At 67.4% G+C, this 14,968-nt stretch carries 14 protein-coding genes; 9 read left to right on the forward strand and 5 right to left on the reverse strand.

Going from position 1 to position 14,968, the window contains the following annotated elements:
• Positions 1-113 precede the first annotated feature (113 nt).
• The 3 genes from argS to BMW75_RS04045 all read left to right on the forward strand — a co-directional run bounded on the left by argS (position 114) and on the right by BMW75_RS04045 (position 3,237).
• On the forward strand, positions 114-1,799 hold the full coding sequence (gene argS, locus BMW75_RS04035) for an arginine--tRNA ligase (protein WP_092576988.1): 1,686 nt from the start codon (positions 114-116) through the stop codon (positions 1,797-1,799).
• A gap of 9 nt (positions 1,800-1,808) precedes the next feature.
• Positions 1,809-2,525, forward strand: a complete 717-nt coding sequence (locus BMW75_RS04040) for an SPOR domain-containing protein (RefSeq protein WP_092576991.1) — start codon at positions 1,809-1,811, stop codon at positions 2,523-2,525.
• Positions 2,526-2,604: 79 nt separating this feature from the next.
• Complete coding sequence (locus tag BMW75_RS04045) at positions 2,605-3,237, forward strand: thiol:disulfide interchange protein DsbA/DsbL (protein ID WP_076518067.1); 633 nt, start codon at positions 2,605-2,607, stop codon at positions 3,235-3,237.
• 100 nt (positions 3,238-3,337) lie between these two features.
• Here BMW75_RS04045 and metC read toward each other — a convergent pair whose 3' ends face one another.
• Positions 3,338-4,555, reverse strand: a complete 1,218-nt coding sequence (gene metC, locus BMW75_RS04050; RefSeq protein WP_092577347.1) for a cystathionine beta-lyase — start codon at positions 4,553-4,555, stop codon at positions 3,338-3,340.
• A gap of 58 nt (positions 4,556-4,613) precedes the next feature.
• Complete coding sequence (locus BMW75_RS04055) at positions 4,614-5,321, reverse strand: nitroreductase (protein ID WP_092576993.1); 708 nt, start codon at positions 5,319-5,321, stop codon at positions 4,614-4,616.
• A gap of 130 nt (positions 5,322-5,451) precedes the next feature.
• On the opposite strand from BMW75_RS04055, the gene BMW75_RS04060 reads away from it, so the two are divergent.
• The gene (locus tag BMW75_RS04060; protein WP_092577004.1) at positions 5,452-6,078 is read left to right on the forward strand and encodes a LysE family translocator; all 627 of its coding nucleotides are present in this window, start codon (positions 5,452-5,454) and stop codon (positions 6,076-6,078) included.
• A gap of 59 nt (positions 6,079-6,137) precedes the next feature.
• On the opposite strand, the gene BMW75_RS04065 is transcribed toward BMW75_RS04060, so the two are convergent.
• Positions 6,138-7,205, reverse strand: a complete 1,068-nt coding sequence (locus BMW75_RS04065) for an MBL fold metallo-hydrolase (protein WP_092577007.1) — start codon at positions 7,203-7,205, stop codon at positions 6,138-6,140.
• 73 nt (positions 7,206-7,278) lie between these two features.
• Between BMW75_RS04065 and BMW75_RS04070 the strand changes: the two genes are divergently transcribed.
• Positions 7,279-7,662, forward strand: coding sequence for a MerR family transcriptional regulator (locus tag BMW75_RS04070; RefSeq protein ID WP_076518081.1), 384 nt, complete (start codon positions 7,279-7,281; stop codon positions 7,660-7,662).
• 6 nt (positions 7,663-7,668) lie between these two features.
• Positions 7,669-8,001 (forward strand): YnfA family protein, encoded by a 333-nt coding sequence (locus tag BMW75_RS04075; protein ID WP_092577010.1) that lies wholly within the window; start codon positions 7,669-7,671, stop codon positions 7,999-8,001.
• Between the two features lie 108 nt (positions 8,002-8,109).
• Here BMW75_RS04075 and BMW75_RS04080 read toward each other — a convergent pair whose 3' ends face one another.
• The gene (locus tag BMW75_RS04080) at positions 8,110-9,081 is read right to left on the reverse strand and encodes a Bug family tripartite tricarboxylate transporter substrate binding protein (protein WP_092577012.1); all 972 of its coding nucleotides are present in this window, start codon (positions 9,079-9,081) and stop codon (positions 8,110-8,112) included.
• A 58-nt stretch (positions 9,082-9,139) separates the two neighbouring features.
• Positions 9,140-10,315: a M20 aminoacylase family protein gene (locus tag BMW75_RS04085; protein WP_092577349.1), complete on the reverse strand. Its 1,176-nt coding sequence runs from the start codon at positions 10,313-10,315 to the stop codon at positions 9,140-9,142.
• 263 nt (positions 10,316-10,578) lie between these two features.
• Between BMW75_RS04085 and BMW75_RS04090 the strand changes: the two genes are divergently transcribed.
• From BMW75_RS04090 to BMW75_RS04100, 3 genes are read left to right on the forward strand one after another with little or no spacing between them, the layout of a single operon-like run.
• Positions 10,579-11,757, forward strand: a complete 1,179-nt coding sequence (locus tag BMW75_RS04090) for an isovaleryl-CoA dehydrogenase (RefSeq protein WP_076518085.1) — start codon at positions 10,579-10,581, stop codon at positions 11,755-11,757.
• A gap of 26 nt (positions 11,758-11,783) precedes the next feature.
• Positions 11,784-13,673, forward strand: coding sequence for a bifunctional isocitrate dehydrogenase kinase/phosphatase (gene aceK / locus BMW75_RS04095; RefSeq protein WP_092577015.1), 1,890 nt, complete (start codon positions 11,784-11,786; stop codon positions 13,671-13,673).
• Positions 13,674-13,708: 35 nt separating this feature from the next.
• Entirely contained in the window at positions 13,709-14,890 is a 1,182-nt protein-coding gene (locus BMW75_RS04100; RefSeq protein ID WP_092577018.1) for an acetyl-CoA C-acetyltransferase, read from the forward strand.
• The last annotated feature ends 78 nt before the right edge of the window (positions 14,891-14,968 follow it).

Raw genomic sequence — 14,968 nt, forward strand, 5'->3', positions numbered from 1 at the left:
CGGCCGCCTTCGGCCCGGACCCAGCGCCAGCCTGCGGGCGCGGCGCGTAATGCCGGCAAGCCGCAAGCGCCGTGCCGCCTTCGTCACTCACTCAAGAACCACGCCAGACGCCCATGCTCCTCGAGCAACAAAAACAGCTTATCTCCCTGATCCAGGCCGCCGTCCTGCAAAGCCTGCCTGACGCCCAGCCCAACGTGCTGCTGGAGCGCCCCAAGGTTGCCGCCCACGGCGACGTCGCCACCAACGTGGCCATGCAGCTGGCCAAGCCCGCGCGCCGCAATCCCCGCGAACTGGCCCAGGCCATCGTCGACGCCGTGATGGCCAACCCGGACGCCGCCGCGCTGGTCGAGAGCGCCGAAGTGGCCGGTCCCGGCTTCATCAACCTGCGCATCACCCCGGCGGCCCGCCAGGCGGTGATCGCCGCGGTGGCCGAGCAGGGCGATGCCTTCGGGCGCGCCCCGCGCCTGGGCGACAAGATCCTGGTCGAGTTCGTCTCGGCCAACCCCACCGGCCCGCTGCACGTGGGCCATGCCCGCCAGGCGGCCCTGGGCGACGCCCTGTGCCGCCTGTACGACGCCGTCGGCTGGGACGTCACCCGCGAGTTCTATTACAACGACGCCGGCAACCAGATCAACAATCTGGCCATCAGCGTGCAGGCCCGCGCCCGCGGCCTGAGCACCGATTCCCCCGAATGGCCCGAAGACGGCTACAAGGGCGACTACATCGTCGACATCGCCCGCGACTTCCAGGAAGGCAAGACCATCCAGGCGTCCGACGGCGAGCCCGTCACCGCCACCGGCAACATCGACAACCTGGACGACATCCGCGCGTTTGCCGTGGCCTATCTGCGTCGCGAGCAGGACCTGGACCTGCAGGCTTTCGGCCTGGCGTTCGACAACTATTACCTGGAAAGCTCGCTCTACACGTCCGGCCGCGTCGAAGAGACGGTCAAGGCGCTGATCGCGGGCGGCCACACCTACGAGGAAGGCGGCGCGCTGTGGCTGCGCACCACCGAACTGGGCACGGGCGACGACAAAGACCGCGTCATGCGCAAAAGCGAGGGCGGCTACACCTACTTCGTGCCCGACGTGGCCTATCACAAGGCCAAATGGGAACGCGGCTTTCACCGCGCCGTGAACATCCAGGGCAGCGACCATCACGGCACCGTGGCGCGCGTGCGCGCCGGCCTGCAGGCGCTGGAAGAGGGCATTCCCAAGGACTACCCGTCCTACGTGCTGCACAAGATGGTCAAGGTCATGCGCGGCGGCGAAGAGGTCAAGATCTCCAAGCGCGCCGGCAGCTACGTCACCATGCGCGACCTGATCGACTGGGTCGGCCGCGATGCGGTGCGCTACTTCCTGATCCAGCGCCGCGCCGACACGGAATTCGTCTTCGACGTCGACCTGGCCCTGTCCAAGAGCGACGAGAACCCCGTCTATTACATCCAGTACGCCCACGCGCGCATCTGCTCGGTCATCAACAATGCCGGCATGCCGGCCAACGACGTGGCCCAGGCCGACGCCGCGCTCTTGACCGCCCCGACGGAATTCGCGCTGATGCAGCGCCTGGCGGAGTTTCCCCAGGTGGTGGCGCTGGCCGCCCAGGACCTGTCGCCGCACCACATTGCGTTCTGGCTGCGCGACTGCGCGTCGGACTTCCACGCCTGGTACGGCGCGGAGCGCGTGCTGATCGACGACACCGCGCTGAAGCTGGCCCGCCTGCGCCTGGCCGCCACCACCCGCCAGGTGCTGGCCAACGGCCTGGCCCTGTTGGGCGTCTCCGCGCCCGAGCGGATGTAACATCGGTTCATGGCAACCAAGCGCAAACCTACCCGCCGTTCCTCCGGCGAAAGCGGCAGCACCCTGTACGGGGCGCTGGCCGGCCTGCTGATCGGCCTGATCGTCGCCGCCGTCGTCGCGTTCTACGTCACCAAGGCCCCCGTCCCCTTCGTGGACCGGGCCAGCCGCCAGGGCGATACGGGCAAGCTGCCCGATCCGCGCAACGCGCCAGACCCCAACGCCGGCCTGTACGGCCGCGACGGGGCGGCGGGCGCACCGCCCACCGGCCCCACGGCCACCGCCCCGGCGCCCCTGCCGGGCGCAGGCGCCCCGGCCAAGGGCGACGAGACGCCCGCCAAGCTGGACGACCTGGGCGCGCTGATCGCCACCCTGCCCACCTCCCGGGCGCCAGCCGCCGCCCCGTCCGCGCCGCCGGCCAACGCCTCCGGCTCGTCGCCCACGCCCATCTCGAAGGCCGCCCCCGCCCCCACAGCCAGCAAGCCGGCCCCCGCGGCGACAGGCACGTACTACCTGCAGGCGGGCGCCTTCCGCGGCGAAAGCGACGCCGAATCGCTCAAGGCCCGCATCATCCTGCTGGGCCTGCCGGTGGCGGTGCAAAAGGCCGAACTCAACGGCAAGCCCATCAACCGCGTGCGCGTGGGGCCGTTTGCCCGCCTGGACGACATGAACCGGGCCCGCGGCCGCCTGGGCGAGAACAAGATCGAAACCGCCGTGGTGCGCCAGTAGGCGCGTCCGGCGGATGGTGTTGCATTGAACTAATCCGGCCCCGGCCCTGTCTGTAGCCTTTTATTCAGGAACCTCATCCATGCTGTCCCCCAAGCTCATCCGCATCCTGGCAGCCGCCGCGCTGACCGCCACGGCGTTCTTCAGCCCGGCCAGCCACGCGCAAGGCGCCCAGCAGTACGTGCCGATCAATCCGCCGCTGCCGTCGGACACCCCGGGCAAGGTCGAGGTCCTGGAATTCTTCGCCTACACCTGCCCGCACTGCGCCGCCATGGAACCCATGGTCGAAGACTGGGCCAAGACCGCCCCGTCCGACGTCGTGCTCAAGCAGGTGCCGATCGCCTTCAATGCCGGCATGAAGCCGCTGCAACAGCTCTACTACACGCTGCTGGCCCTGGACCGCCCGGACCTGCACCCCAAGGTCTTCACGGCCATCCACGGCGAGCACAAGCGCCTCTTCGACAAGAAGGCCATGGGCGAATGGATCGCCACGCAGGGCGTGGACCGCGCCAAGTTCGATTCCGTGTTCGACTCGTTCAGCGTGCAGACCCAGGTGCAGCGCGCCAACCAGCTGGCCGACGCCTACCGCATCGAAGGCACCCCGTCCTTCGCCGTGGGCGGCAAGTTCATGACCTCGCCGGTCATGGCGGGCAACAGCTACGAAGGCGCCTTGAAGGAAGTGGACAAGCTGATCCCGATGGCGCGCGCCAAGTAATCCGCGCGCAGGATTTGCATTCCAGAAGCCCCGAGCCTCCCGGCTCGGGGCTTTTGCATTTCTGAACGAGAGGATGCCATCAGCCCGCGCCGCGCGGACCTCAGGGCTGGGCCTGGACCTGGGCCTGCGCCTGGAACGCCGCGGCCTTTTCCAGCGCCTGGGTCAGGTCGGCGATGATGTCTTCGGGCGATTCCAGTCCGATGTGCAGGCGCACCACCGCGTTGTCGCCTTCGCCCCAATACCGGTGCTTGGACAGGTCCTTGGGCGACACGAGCTGCACCAGGCTTTCATACCCGCCCCACGAAAAGCCGATGCCGAACAGGGTCAGCGCATCGACGAACGTGCGCGCCGCATCCGGCGACAGGCGCAGCTCCACGGACAGCATGCCGTTCGAGCCGGTGCAGTCGCGCTGCCACAGCGCATGGCCCGGGTCCGCCGGCCACGCGGGGTGGAACAGGCGCACGGTCTCGGGACGGTTCTTGAAGAATTCGCACACCTGCATGGCATGGCGCGCGTGCTGGGCCATGCGGATCGGCATGGTCCGCACGCCGCGCAGCGCGAGCCACGCGTCGTCCGCGCTGATGGAATAGCCCATCGCATACTGCGTGCGGTTGAGCTTGCGGGCGATGGCTTCGTCGTTGGTGACCACCGCGCCCAGCATCAGGTCGGAATGGCCGCCCACGTACTTGGTGCCCGCAATGACCGAGACCTGCGCGCCGAGCGTGAGCGGACGGTAGATATAGCCCGACCCCCACGTGTTGTCGGTGGCCAGCACCAGCCCGTGTTCCTGGGCAAACGCGGCCATCGCGCCCATGTCCAGCATTTCAAAGAGCAGCGAACCCGGCGATTCCACGTACAGCAGCGTGGTGTTCGACTGCACCAGCGCCTGCAGGTCGTCGTCCGCCGAGAAATACGTGATGGAGATGTTCATGCGCTTGAGGACGGCGTCGTCCAGCTCGCGCATCGGGCCATACACGCAGTCGGAGATCAGCGCATGGTCGCCCGCCGAGCACAGCGCCATCATGACCATGGTCATGGCCGACAGGCCCGAGGGCGCCAGGTAGCAGTGCGTGCCGCCTTCCAGCTGCGTGAACACTTCTTCGAGCGCCGCGTGCGTGTCCATGCCCATGCGGCCATAGGTCGTGGCGCGACCGCCCGCCGCCTTGCTGCGCTGGGCGTTTTCCAGGGCGGCGATGTTGGCAAAGCGCACCGTGCTGGCCCGCATGGGCGGCAGCGGCACCGGGGCCGTGCCGGTCTCGGGGTTGAACGGGGCGGTGCCGGCGTGCTGGAGGACCGTATCGATGTGTTTGGTAGGCATCTTGTGGGGCGCGACAAAATCGGGGGAAGTCAAACCATATCAGGTGGCGGCGGGAATTTCAGCCTATCCAGCGCACGGTCTCGGACAACTCCGCGCGCCGGGTGCGGTAGCTATTAGCCGGATGCGCCCTGTCTTCAAAGCCGAACGAGATGCCGCAGACCACGCGCCGGTCCGCTCCGATGCCCAGGACCTCGCGCAGCACTTCCGGATACATCGCCAACGACGCCTGCGCCACGGTGGCCACGCCATTGGCCTGGGCCGCCAGCAGGAAATTGGCGACGTACCCGCCGCAGTCCATTGCGCCGTATTCGCCGAGCGCCTCATCGGTGGTGACGATGGCGACGTGCGGCGCGTCGAACAGCGCAAAGTTGCGCATTTCCTGGCGCCGGTAGGCCTCGCGGTCGCCGCGCGGCACGCCGACGGCGCCGTATAGCTGAAAACCCGATTCGCGGCGGCGGGCAAGGTAATCGCCGCGGTATTCGCGCGGGAAGGGAAAGTCGGGCGTGGACCCCGGGACCTCTGCGCGCTGCTGCAGCGCGTCGCGCAGGCGCTGCGTGCCCGCGCCCTCGGTGATGGCCACCTGCCAGGGCTGGCAGTTGCACCAGGACGCCGTGCGCTGGGCCAGGCTCAGGATGCGTTCGATGGTGACGCGCGGCACGGGCTGCGGCTGGAAGGCGCGGCAGCTGTGGCGCGCAAGCAGCCAGTCTTCGAGCGCGGCGTCGGCAGGCGCCCTGGCGGCGTCAAGGGAATGGGCGGCAACGGTCATGGTCGGTATGTCTCCTGTCATGTTCGGCTTTGACCTTATGATGCCACTAGCCGCGCGCGTCTGTCCGGACACCGCCGGCCGCGCCCTTGTCCGACCCGTCGCCTGGCGGGTCCGTTACGGAAAAGAACTCATGCTGCCCCTGGACACCCTGATCGCATTTTTCGGCATAGCAGTGCTGCTGGCGCTGACGCCAGGGCCGGACAACCTCTTCGTGCTGATGCAGTCGGCCATCTGGGGACGCAAGGCGGGCATGTTCGTGGTGCTGGGCCTGTGCACCGGACTGCTGGGGCACACGGCGGCCGTCGCGGTGGGACTGGCCGCCGTCTTCGCCGCATCGCCCGTGGCGTTTACGGTGCTCAAGCTGGCGGGCGCGGCGTATCTCGCATGGCTGGCCTGGCAGATCCTGCGCGCCCCCGTCGAATCCGAAACCGGCAAGCGCCCCGAGCCCATGCGGCCCGGCGCGCTGTACCGGCGCGGCATCGTCATGAACCTGACCAATCCAAAGGTGCTGCTGTTCTTCTTTGCCTTCCTGCCGCAGTTCACCTCGCCCCGGCTGGGCGCTGTGGGCCTGCAGACCATGCAGCTGGGCGCGGTGTTCATCGTGTCGACGCTGCTGGTGTTCGGGGCCATCGCGTTCTTCTCGGGTGCGTTCGGCGAACTGCTGCAACGCTCGGTGACGGCCAAGCGCTGGCTGAACCGCATCGCGGCGCTGGTGTTCGTGGGCCTGGCCGTGCGGCTGGCGACGGCCTCGCGCTAAAGCGCGGCGCCCCGGCATCAAGGCCGTGGCCAAGGGGCCGGGGCCCAGCCTGCTGGCGCTCAGGCGGCCTTGAACCGCACGATGCCGTCCGCGTCCTGCGCGCGCGTCAACTTGCCTTCGAAATACAGCGCATGCAGATGCGCCAGCGCTTCGCCCATGGCGAACGTGAGCTGGTGCAGGTCCAGCTTGCGCTTGAACAGCACGGGCACGATATCGGAGGTGGACTGGGGCTGGACCGCACAGGCTTCCAGCACCTCGGCCAGCCGGTCGCGGTGATGCTCGTGCTGCTGCGCGATGCGCTCGTGCAGCCCCGTGAACGGACGGCCGTGCGACGGCAACACCAGCGTGTCGTCCGGCAGGCCGTCGTAGCCATCCAGCGAACGCAGGTACAGGGGCAGGGGATTGGCGTCGGGTTCGTAGTCGAACACGCTGACATTGGTGGAAATGCGCGGCAGCACCATGTCGCCCGAGATCAGCACGCCCAGGTCGGGCGAAAACAGCGACGCATGTTCCGGCGCGTGGCCATAGCCCACGATGACGCGCCAGTCGCGTCCACCGATGCGCACCTGATCGCCGTCCATGATGCGCGTGTAGCGCGACGGCACGGCGGGCACCAGGTTGGGGTAGTAGCTGGCGCGCTGACGGATCTGCTCCTGCGCGTCGGGGTCCGTCAGGCCGTGGCGGGCGAAGTGCTCGACCGCCGATTGCCCGCCCGGGCCCGCGCCGGCGTCATTGCGGCGCGACGACCACAGCGAGGCCACCATGAAATCGGTCATCGTCATCCACAGCCGGGCATTCCAGCGTTCGCACAGCCAATGGGCCAGGCCGATGTGGTCCGGGTGCATGTGGGTGACGATCACGCGCAGCACGGGCAGGCCGTCCAGCTCGTTCCTGAACACGTCTTCCCACAGCGTCTTCACTTCGTCGCGCGAGATGCCGCAATCGACGATGGTCCACCCGTCCTTGCCGTCGATGCGGTCGCGCAGCAGCCAGAGGTTGATATGATCCAGCGCGAACGGCAGCGGCATCCGGATCCACTTGACGCCTTCCGCCACCGCATGCGCGCGGCCGGCCTCGGGCTGGAAATCGGCCCAGGGATACTGCAGCTTCTGTTCGTTGGGGTTCATTGCCTCTCGCTCCACGCTTGACGATCTGGTCAAGTCATCATAATTTACGTTTACGTAAACTGCCACACGTCGCATGCCCCCGTCAACCTGGACCATCTCTGAACTCGCGCGCGAGTTCGACGTCACGCCCCGCACGATCCGCTTCTACGAAGACCAGGGGATCGTCAGCCCGGCGCGCGAGGGCCGCAACCGCATCTTCGGGCCGCGCGACCGCACGCGCCTGAAACTGGCGTTGCGCGGCAAACGCCTGGGCCTGCAGCTCTCCGAGATCCTGACGCTCATCGACATGTACGACGGGCCCGGCGACACCGAGGTGCAGTTGCGCCAATACCTTTCCGTACTGGAACAGCACCGCGTCACGCTGGAGCAGCAGCGCCGCGACATCGACGACACGCTCCAGGAAATCAGCGAACAGGAGCGCCAGTGCCGCGTCCTGCTGGCGCAACAAAAGTCTTAGGCGCGCATGGCAGTCCTGCACACCGTCGGGCTTTTCATCCTGACCGCCCTGGCCGAAATCATCGGCTGCTACCTGCCGTATCTGTGGCTGCGCAAGGGCCACTCCATCTGGTTACTGGCGCCCGCCGCAATCAGCCTCGCGTTGTTCGCGTGGCTGCTGACCCTGCATCCCACCGCGTCGGGACGCGTCTATGCCGCCTACGGCGGTGTGTATATCGGCATGGCGCTCTTGTGGCTGTGGGCCGTGGACGGCGTGCGCCCCAGCGCCAGCGATTTCATCGGCGTGGGACTTTGCCTGGCCGGGATGCTGGTGATTATGTTCGGCCCGCGCGGAACCTGAGCCGGCCCGCCTGCCCAGCAGCGCATGAAAAAGAAAAGCGCGCGTACCCACGAAGGGACGCGCGCTTATTCATGCGGTGGATCGTTTGCCGGCCATCGCCGGCCCCGGTCACTCCGCCTTGATATTGCCTTCCTTGATGATGCGGGCGTTGTTCGTGAACTCGGCCTGCACCTGCTTGGCGAAGGCTTCGCCCGACGCCGTGCCCGGCTGCAGGAACGACTTGGCCAGCAGGTCCTGGAACTCGGCGCTGCCCACGGCCTTCGCCAGCGCGGCCTGCAGCGGCTGCGACACGGCCGGCGGCAGGTTGGCCGGCGCGAAGATGCCGAAGTTCGAGTAGTACTGCGCCTGCGGCAGCTTCAATTCGGCCATCGTCGGCACGTCGGGCCATGCCGGCAGGCGCTGCGGCGCCATCACCGCCAGCGGCTTGAGCGCCCCATTGGCCACGTGCGGCAGCACGACGTCGCTGTTGACCACCAGCAGTTCCACCACGCCGCCCAGGCCGTCGGTCAGCGCCTGGCTGTTGCCGCGGTAGGGCACGTGCAGCATCCGGGTGCCCGTCTGCGCGGTGACCGCGGCCATGCCCAGGTGCGCGACCGTGCCCTGGCCCGGCGTGCCGTAGCGCACGCCGTCGGGATGCGACTTGGCGTAGTCGACGAGACCCGCGAAATCCTTCACCGGCAACGCCTTGGTCGCCACGATGGCGACCGGGGCCACGGCCACGCTGGCCACCGGCGTCAGGTCCTTCATCGGGTCGTAGTTGGTCTTGGTCAGGTGCGGAAAGATCGTCAGCGGGCTGGTCGAGGCCAGCAACAGCGTGGTGCCGTCCGGCTGCGCGCGCGCCACGAAGTCGGTGCCCACAGAGGCCCCCGCACCTGGCTTGTTCTCGACGATGACCGTCACGTTCGCTTCCTTGCGCAGCGCGTCGGCCAGGCGGCGCCCGATCGCATCGGCGCTGCCGCCGGCGGTGTAGGGCACGACCACGGTGACAGGCTTGGCCGGCCAGCTCTGGGCCATCGCGCCGCTTGCCATGATTGCCAGGGCCGCCCCCGCGGCCTTGGTCAGCAATGTCTTCTTTTTCATATCGTCCTGGTGATGTTGCGTAGCACTGCGTTGGTGAAACGAACTGCGGAAAAGCCCATCAGGCGAGATAGCGCTGCGCCAGGCGAACCCAGTACGACGCGCCCGCCGGAATCAAGGAATCATTGAAGTCGTAGCTGGCGTTGTGCAGCATGCAGGGACCGAGCCCGTGGCCCGCCATGCGGTGCTCGCCGTCGCCGTTGCCCAGGAACACATAGCAGCCGGGCTTTTCCTGCAGCAGGAACGCGAAATCCTCCGAGGCCATGGCCGGTTCGATGGTCAGCGCGCGGTCCTCGCCCACGACCTCGCGCATCACGTCCATGCAGAACTCGGTCTCGGCCGCGGTGTTGATCAGCGCGGGATAGCGGCGCTCGAAGTACACCTCGGCCTCGCAGCCATGCGCGGCGGCGATGCTGCCCGCGATCTCCTGCATGCGCCGCTCGATCAGGTCCACCACGTCGGTACGATAGGCGCGCACCGACCCGCCCAGCCACGCGGTATTGGGGATCACGTTGATGACGCTGCCGCCCGCCTGCACCTGGGTGATGGACAGCACCGCCGCGTCCAGCGGACGCTTGCTGCGCGTCAGGATCGTCTGCAGCGACTGGCCGATGGCAAAAAGCGCCGGCACCGGGTCGTTGCAGTCCTGCGGGGCGGCGGCGTGGCCGCCCTTGCCCTTGACGGTGATCTTGAAGCCGTTGGCCGCCGCCATCATGGGGCCGGAACAGACGCCGAACGATCCGGCCGGCAGGCCCGGCCAGTTGTGCATGCCGAACACGGCCTCGCACGGAAAGCGGGTGAAAAGGCCGTCCTGGATCATGGCCCGGCCGCCCGCGCCGCCTTCCTCGGCCGGCTGGAAGCACAGGTACACCGTGCCGTCGAACCCGCCCGCCGTCTGCAGGTGCCGCGCCGCGGCCAGCAGCATCGCGGTATGGCCATCGTGGCCGCAGCCGTGCATCTTGCCGTCGTGGCGCGAGCGGTGTTCGAACTGGTTCTCTTCCTGCATGGGCAGGGCGTCCATATCGGCGCGCAGCATGATGGCCCGATCCGACGTGCCGCGCTTGATCACCCCGACCACGCCCGTCTTGGCGATGCCGGTATGCGTGTCGATGCCCCAGCCGCGCAGCGCGTCGGCCACCACCTTCCCCGTGCGGTGCTCTTCGTAGCAAAGCTCCGGATGCATGTGGATGTCGCGGCGCAGCGCCACGATGTCGTCCAGGTTGGAAAGTTCAAGCAAGGCGTACTCCATCGGGTGAATCGGGTGAATCGGGTGAATCGGAATTCAAGGGCCGGATGAATACTACCCATCGCGACTGCCCGGGGCGCCCACGAATGGCTAGGGATAACCCGAATCCAATTTACGTTTACGTAAACGTAATATTTGCACTGCATCATTGCGCGGCGCTGGTCGATCGGCGCATCATGGATCACCCCGAGCCTGCGCCCACGCCCCCTCGTGCGGGCCTATGAATGTAAGTACCTACTATCACGGAGACATCGATGAATCTTCCCGGCCTGAACTTCGACCTGGGCGAAGACCTGGACATGCTGCGCGACGCCGTACGCAATTTCGCGCAGGCCGAGATCGCGCCGCGCGCCGCGGAAGTCGATCGCAGCGACCAGTTCCCCATGGACCTCTGGCGCAAATTCGGTGACCTCGGCGTGCTGGGCATGACCGCCGACGAGGAATACGGCGGCGCCAACATGGGCTATCTGGCCCACATGGTCGTGATGGAGGAAATCTCCCGCGCCAGCGCCTCCATCGGCCTGTCGTACGGCGCGCACTCCAACCTGTGCGTGAACCAGATCAACCGCAACGGCACGGCGGCCCAGAAGGCCAAGTACCTGCCCAAGCTGATCTCGGGCGAACACGTGGGCGCGCTGGCCATGAGCGAACCGGGCGCGGGCTCCGACGTGGTCAGCATGAAGCTGCGCGCCGACAAGAAGGGCGACCGCTACGTGCTGAACGGCACCAAGATGTGGATCACCAACGGCCCGGACGCCGACACGCTCGTCGTCTACGCCAAGACCGACCCCGAGGCCCACCAGCGCGGCATCACCGCCTTCCTGGTCGAAAAGGGCTTCAAAGGCTTTTCTGTGGCGCAGAAGCTGGACAAGCTGGGCATGCGCGGCAGCCACACCGGCGAACTGGTGTTCCAGGACTGCGAAATCCCCGAAGAAAACGTGCTGGGCCAGGTCAACGGCGGCGTCAAGGTGCTGATGAGCGGCCTGGACTACGAACGCGCCGTGCTGTCCGGCGGCCCGCTGGGCATCATGCAGGCCGTGATGGACGTGGTGGTGCCGTATATCCACGACCGCAAACAGTTCGGCCAGGCCATCGGCGAATTCCAGCTCATCCAGGGCAAGGTCGCCGACCTGTACACCACGCTGCAGGCCAGCCGCGCCTTCTGCTACCAGGTCGGCAAGAACCTGGACAAGCTGGGCGCCGAGCACGTGCGCCAGGTGCGCAAGGACTGCGCCGCGCTGATCCTGTACACGGCCGAGAAGGCCACGTGGATGGCGGGCGAGGGCGTGCAGATCCTTGGCGGCAATGGCTACATCAACGAATACCCGGTGGGTCGCCTGTGGCGCGACGCCAAGCTGTATGAGATTGGCGCCGGCACCAGCGAAATCCGTCGCATGCTGATCGGCCGCGAACTCTTCAACGAAACCGCCTGACCGCCTTATCCACAGGCCGCGCCGCCATGATCCGCACGTCCGATCTCCAGCACATCGAGCAGGCTCCCGCGCCGGGCCCCTCGCCGCTGGACGTGGCGCGCCTGATCCTGGCGGGCTTTGACCGCCACTACGCGCTGTTCCGCTACAGCGCGCAGCGCGCCAAGGCCTTGTTCGAATCCGGCGACTGGCACGGCATCCAGCACCTGTCGCGCGAACGCATCGAGTACTACGACATGCGCGTGCGCGAGTGCGCCACGCAGCTCGAAGGCGTGCTGCGCGGGCGGCCGGAAGGCGCGGTGGGCGCTTCGGGCGCCAATGGCGGCAGCAACGGCAGCGGCAACGGCGCCGCCGCGCCCTCCCTGACCGACGCGCAGACGGCCTACTGGCAACAGATCAAGCAGGAATTCGTCGGGCTCCTGGGCGAACACCGCCAGCCGGAGTGCGCGGAAACCTTCTTCAATTCGGTGTCGTGCCGCTTGCTGCACCGGGATTACTTCCACAACGATTTCCTGTTCGTACGGCCGGCAGTGGCCACCGACTACCTGGACAGCAGCCTCCCGTCCTACCGCGTGTACTACCCGGTGACCGACGGGCTGGAAAAAAGCCTGATCCGCATGGTGGCCGACTTTGGCCTGGCCCTGCCGTTCGAGGACCTGCCGCGCGACACGCGGCTGCTGGCGCGCGCCGCGGTTGCCAAGCTGCGCGCGGTGCTGCCGCGCCACGTCGGCCGGCGCATCGCCACCGACTGCCAGATCCACGCGCTGGGCTCGCTGTTCTTCCGCAACAAGGGCGCCTACATCGTTGGCCGCCTGATCAACCAGACCACCGTCTATCCCTTTGCCGTGGCGCTCACGCGCAACCCGGCGGGACAGGTGGTGCTGGACGCGCTGCTCTTGGGCGCGGACGACCTGAGCACGCTGTTCAGCTTCACGCGCGCGTATTTCCTGGTCGACATGGAAACGCCCGCCGCCGTGGTGAACTTCCTGTCGAGCCTCCTGCCGCGCAAGCCCAAGGCCGAGCTCTACACCATGATCGGCCTGCAGAAGCAGGGCAAGACGCTGTTCTACCGCGATTTCCTGCACCACCTTGCGCATTCGCGCGACGCCTTCGACATCGCACCGGGCATCAAGGGCATGGTGATGTGCGTGTTCACGCTGCCGTCCTATCCCTACGTGTTCAAGCTCATCAAGGACCGCATCGACAAGGACGGCATGGACCACGCCACCGTGCGGCGCAAGTACCAGATGGTCAAGCTGCACGACCGGGTGGGCCGCATGGCCGACACCTGGGAGTATTCGCAGGTCGCCCTGCCACGCGCGCGTTTCGCGCCCGCGCTGCTGGACGAACTGCGCCGGCTGGTGCCCAGCCTCATCGAGGAAACCGGCGACACGGTCGTCATCCGCCACGTCTACATCGAACGCCGGATGACCCCGTTGAACATCTATCTGCAGCAGGCGCCGGACGCGCTGCTGGAGCCGGCGGTGCGCGAATACGGGGACGCCATCCGCCAGCTTGCCGCGGCCAACATCTTCCCCGGCGACATGCTCTACAAGAACTTCGGCGTCACGCGACTGGGCCGCGTCGTCTTTTATGACTACGACGAAATCCAGCGCATGACCGAGATGAATTTCCGGCGCATTCCGCCGGCCCCCAACGAAGAAGCGGAGATGGCCTCCGAGCCCTGGTACGCCATCGGCCCGAACGACGTCTTCCCCGAGGAATTCGGCCGCTTCCTGCTGGGCGATGCGCGCGTGCGCAGCGCCTTCATGCGTCACCATTCCGACCTGCTGGAACCGGACTGGTGGCAGGCCTGCCGCGCCCACGTGGCGCAGGGCCGGATCGAAGAATTTTTCCCTTACGATACGGACAGACGCCTGCGCGCTGAACGCCGTTCAAGCGGCAACGCGGTGTTGTAACCGAAACGCTGTCCCGACCCTCACAGGAGCTAGTCATGTCAGATCCCATCGTTATCGTTTCCGTCGCCCGCACGCCCATGGGCGGCATGCTGGGCAGCCTGTCCGGCCTGGCCGCGCACGAGCTGGGCTCGGTGGCCATCAAGGCCGCCGTCGAACGCGCCGGCATCAAACCCGAACAGGTCGATGAAGTCATCATGGGCAACGTGCTGCAGGCCGGCCAGGGCCAGGCGCCCGCCCGCCAGGCCGCGCTGGGCGCGGGCCTGCCGCTGGGCGTCGCGTGCACCACGATCCACAAGGTCTGCGGCTCGGGCCTGAAGGCCGCGATGTTCGGCCACGACCTGCTGGCCTCCGGCAGCGCCGAGATCGTCGTCGCCGGCGGCCAGGAAAGCATGAGCAACGCGCCCTACCTGCTGCTCAAGGGCCGCCAGGGCTACCGCTACGGCCACAACACCGTGTACGACCACATGGCGCTGGACGGCCTGGAAGACGCCTACGACAAGGGCAAGGCCATGGGCGTGTTCGCCGAAGACTGCGCCTCCAAGTATTCGTTTACGCGCGAACAGCAGGACGCGTTCTCGCTGGAATCGCTGCGCCGCGCCCGCGCTGCCTCGGAGGACGGCAGCTTCAAGTGGGAAATCGCCCCCGTCACCGTCGCCGGCCGCAAGGGCGACACCGTGATCGACACCGACGAAGCGCCCACCAAGGCCATGCCGGAAAAGATCCCCACCCTCAAGCCCGCGTTCAAGAAGGACGGCACCGTCACCGCCGCCAACTCGTCGTCGATCTCCGACGGCGCCGCCGCCATGGTGCTGATGCGCGCGTCCACCGCCGAAAAGCTCGGCGTCAAACCGCTGGCCCGCATCGTCGCGCACACCCAGCACTCGCAGGAGCCCAACTGGTTCACCACCGCCCCCGTCGGCGCACTGAAGAACCTGTTCAACAAGACCGGCTGGAAGGCCGAGGACGTGGACCTGTACGAGATCAACGAAGCCTTCGCGGTGGTCACCATGGCCGCCATGACCGACTTCAAGCTCCCGCATGAAAAGGTCAACATCCACGGCGGCGCCACCGCGCTGGGTCACCCGATCGGCGCCTCGGGCGCGCGCCTGATGGCCACCCTGATCGGCGCACTGCGCAAGACCGGCGGCAAGCGCGGCGTGGCCACGCTGTGCATCGGCGGCGGCGAAGCCGTCGCAATGGCCATCGAAATGGTCTAAGCAGTTGCCTGCTCGGGACACGGGCTTCGGCCCGTGTCCCGAGCAGGATTTCGCTGCGCCTTTCTGGCATTGCAATCA

The sequence above is a fragment of the Achromobacter sp. NFACC18-2 genome, assembly GCF_900108985.1.
In the GTDB taxonomy this organism is placed as follows: Bacteria; Pseudomonadota; Gammaproteobacteria; order Burkholderiales; family Burkholderiaceae_B; genus Achromobacter.

Coding starts and splice junctions, on each gene's coding strand:
- argS (WP_092576988.1), top strand. CDS start 114: ATGCTCCTCGAGCAACAAAAACAGCTTATCTCCCTGATCCAGGCCGCC.
- BMW75_RS04040 (WP_092576991.1), top strand. CDS start 1,809: ATGGCAACCAAGCGCAAACCTACCCGCCGTTCCTCCGGCGAAAGCGGC.
- BMW75_RS04045 (WP_076518067.1), top strand. CDS start 2,605: ATGCTGTCCCCCAAGCTCATCCGCATCCTGGCAGCCGCCGCGCTGACC.
- metC (WP_092577347.1), bottom strand. CDS start 4,555: ATGCCTACCAAACACATCGATACGGTCCTCCAGCACGCCGGCACCGCC.
- BMW75_RS04055 (WP_092576993.1), bottom strand. CDS start 5,321: ATGACCGTTGCCGCCCATTCCCTTGACGCCGCCAGGGCGCCTGCCGAC.
- BMW75_RS04060 (WP_092577004.1), top strand. CDS start 5,452: ATGCTGCCCCTGGACACCCTGATCGCATTTTTCGGCATAGCAGTGCTG.
- BMW75_RS04065 (WP_092577007.1), bottom strand. CDS start 7,205: ATGAACCCCAACGAACAGAAGCTGCAGTATCCCTGGGCCGATTTCCAG.
- BMW75_RS04070 (WP_076518081.1), top strand. CDS start 7,279: ATGCCCCCGTCAACCTGGACCATCTCTGAACTCGCGCGCGAGTTCGAC.
- BMW75_RS04075 (WP_092577010.1), top strand. CDS start 7,669: ATGGCAGTCCTGCACACCGTCGGGCTTTTCATCCTGACCGCCCTGGCC.
- BMW75_RS04080 (WP_092577012.1), bottom strand. CDS start 9,081: ATGAAAAAGAAGACATTGCTGACCAAGGCCGCGGGGGCGGCCCTGGCA.
- BMW75_RS04090 (WP_076518085.1), top strand. CDS start 10,579: ATGAATCTTCCCGGCCTGAACTTCGACCTGGGCGAAGACCTGGACATG.
- aceK (WP_092577015.1), top strand. CDS start 11,784: ATGATCCGCACGTCCGATCTCCAGCACATCGAGCAGGCTCCCGCGCCG.
- BMW75_RS04100 (WP_092577018.1), top strand. CDS start 13,709: ATGTCAGATCCCATCGTTATCGTTTCCGTCGCCCGCACGCCCATGGGC.